Raw genomic sequence first — 2980 nt, 5'->3', positions numbered from 1 at the left:
ACTACGCCGCCGCCAACACCTACCTCGACGCCCTCGCCCACCACCGCCACACCCACAACCTCCCCGCCACCTCCCTCGCCTGGGGACTCTGGGGCACCGAGACCGGCGGTATGGCGAACGGCCTCACCGAGGCGGACCTCGCGCGCTGGGACCGCAACGGCCTCCCGGCGCTGACCACGCGGCAGGGCCTGGAGCTGTTCGACTCCGCTCTCATCAGCGGCCGTCCGGTCCTGGTACCGGCCCGGGTCAACTTCCCCGCGCTCGAAGACCTCCAGGCGGCCGGGCTGCTTCCTGACCTCTACAGCCGCCTTGTCAGCAACCGCCCCAAGCGGACCGTCGCCCGTGCCCAGCGCTCCACGGCCGGGTCCGGTTCGTCCTGGGAACTGGAGGTGGCGGGCCTCGGCGAGGCCGAACGTCTGCTCCGGCCATCGGAGTTGGTCCGCTCAACGGCGGCCGTCGTCCTCGGTTACGCGGAGAGCGCCGGTATCGACACGAGCCGCGCCTTCAAGGAGCTCGGCTTCGACTCCCTGACGGGCGTCGAGTTCCGCAACCGCCTCAAGGCGGTCACCGGCCTGCGTCTGCCCACAACCATCGCGTTCGACTACCCGACGCCTGATGCGGTGGCTGCGTACCTGCTGGCCGAGATCTCCGGCGTCCAGCAGCCCACCGCCGTCGAGGTGGCCACCGGACCGGCCGCAGCGGACGAACCGCTCGCCATCGTCGGCATGGCCTGCCGCTACCCCGGCGACGTCTCCTCCCCCGAAGACCTGTGGAAGCTGGTGGCCGAAGGCTCGGACGCCATCTCCCTCTTCCCGACCAACCGAGGCTGGGACACCGACGCCCTCTACGACCCCGACCCGCTCCGCATCGGCACCTCCTACACCCGCCACGGCGGATTCCTCCACGACGCCGACCTCTTCGACGCCGAGTTCTTCGGCATCAGCCCCCGCGAAGCCACCGCCAGCGACCCCCAGCAGCGCCTCCTCCTGGAGACCACGTGGGAGGCGTTCGAGCGGGCCGGCATCGACCCCGCCACCGTGCGCGGCTCGCGGGGCGGCGTCTTCGCGGGCGTCATGTACAACGACTACAGCTCCCGCCTGCCGAAGGCCCCCGAGAACTTCGAGGGCTTCCTGCTGACGGGCAACGCCTCCAGCGTCATCTCCGGCCGACTCGCCTACACCTTCGGGTTGGAGGGTCCGGCGGTGACGGTGGACACGGCGTGCTCGTCCTCGCTGGTCGCGCTGCACCTGGCGGCGCAGTCGCTGCGCCAGGGCGAGTGCACCCTCGCCGTCGTCGGCGGCGTGACGGTGATGTCGACCCCGACCACCTTCGTGGAGTTCAGCCGTCAGCGCGGCCTGTCGGCGGACGGCCGCTGCAAGGCCTTCGCGGCCGACGCCGACGGCACCGGCTGGGGCGAAGGCGTCGGCGTGCTGCTCGTCGAGCGGCTGTCGGACGCGCGCCGCAACGGCCACCCGGTGCTCGCGGTGGTCCGCGGCAGTGCGGTGAACCAGGACGGCGCGTCGAACGGTCTGACCGCGCCGAACGGTCCGTCGCAGGAGCGGGTGATCCGTCAGGCGCTGGCGAACGCCGGTCTCACGACGGCGGACGTGGACGTCGTCGAGGCCCACGGCACGGGTACGCGGCTGGGTGACCCGATCGAGGCGCAGGCCCTGCTGGCCACGTACGGCCAGGGCCGCGACGCCGACCAGCCGCTGTGGCTCGGCTCGATCAAGTCCAACATCGGCCACACCCAGGCCGCCGCCGGCGTCGCGGGCATCATCAAGATGGTGATGGCCATGCGGCACGAAAAGCTGCCGCAGACCCTCCACGCCAACGATGCGTCGCCGTACGTGGAATGGGACTCGGGTGCCGTCGAACTGCTCACCGAAGCCCGTCCGTGGGAGGACACCGGACGCCCGCGTCGTGGAGCAGTCTCGTCGTTCGGCATCAGTGGGACGAACGCGCACGTGATCCTGGAGCAGGCGCCGGCTGTTGAGGAGGCTCCGGCGGCGGCGGTGTCGGCGGTTCCTGGTGTGGTGCCGTGGGTGCTGTCGGGGCGTGGTGCGCGGGCCCTCGAAGGTCAGGCGGCGCGACTGCTGGCGATTGCGAGCAGCCTGTCTCCTGCCGACATCGGTGTGTCTCTGGTGTCGTCGCGGGCGGTGTTCGAGGACCGTGCGGTGGTGCTGGGCGGGTCGGCTGCGCTGGCCGCGCTGGCGGAGGGTGCCGAGGCGCCTGGGCTGGTGCGCGGTCGCGCCGCCTCGGGTGGCCGTCTGGCGGTGCTGTTCACCGGGCAGGGTTCGCAGCGTGCCCGTATGGGTGCGGAGCTGTACGAGACGCAGCCGGTGTTCCGGGCGGCGTTCGACGAGGTGAGCGCGGCGCTGGATGTCTTCCTGCCGCGGGCGTTGAAGGACGTGGTGTTCGCCGAGGCCGACGCAGACCTCGACCAGACCCTGTACACGCAGGCGGCGCTGTTCGCCGTCGAGACCGCCCTCTTCCACCTCGCGAAGGCCCACGGCGTTGAGCCGCACGTGGTCGGCGGGCACTCCATCGGCGAGATCACCGCCGCCCACGTCGCCGGCGTCCTCTCCCTCGCGGACGCGGCGCGCCTGGTCACCGCGCGCGGCCGGCTGATGCAGGCCGCCCGTGGCGACGGCGCGATGATCGCCGTCGAGGCCACCGAGGAGGAGGTCCTGCCGCTCCTGGACGGCGAGGTGTCGATCGCCGCCGTCAACGGCCCCACCTCCATCGTGATCTCCGGCGACACCGCGCGCGCCGAGGAGATCGCCGCACACTTCGCCACCCTGGGTCGGCGCACCCGCCGCCTGAGCGTCTCCCACGCCTTCCACTCGCCCCACATGGAGGGCGTCCTGGAGGAGTTCACCCGGGAGATCACCGGGCTGACGTTCAACGCGCCGACGATCCCGGTGCTGTCCAACGTCACCGGAACCCTGGCCACGACCGAGCAGTTGACGTCTCCGGC

Annotated in this window: 1 protein-coding gene; it reads left to right on the top strand. The window is 71.8% G+C overall.

Annotated elements, in window-relative coordinates:
- Positions 1-2980 (top strand): beta-ketoacyl synthase N-terminal-like domain-containing protein (locus tag ACFVFS_RS40700; RefSeq protein WP_380630160.1); only part of this gene is annotated, 2980 nt, incomplete at both ends.

It is taken from the genome of Kitasatospora sp. NPDC057692, assembly GCF_042799475.1.
In the GTDB taxonomy this organism is placed as follows: Bacteria; Actinomycetota; Actinomycetes; order Streptomycetales; family Streptomycetaceae; genus Kitasatospora.
This window is presented reverse-complemented; position numbering and strand designations above follow the sequence as displayed.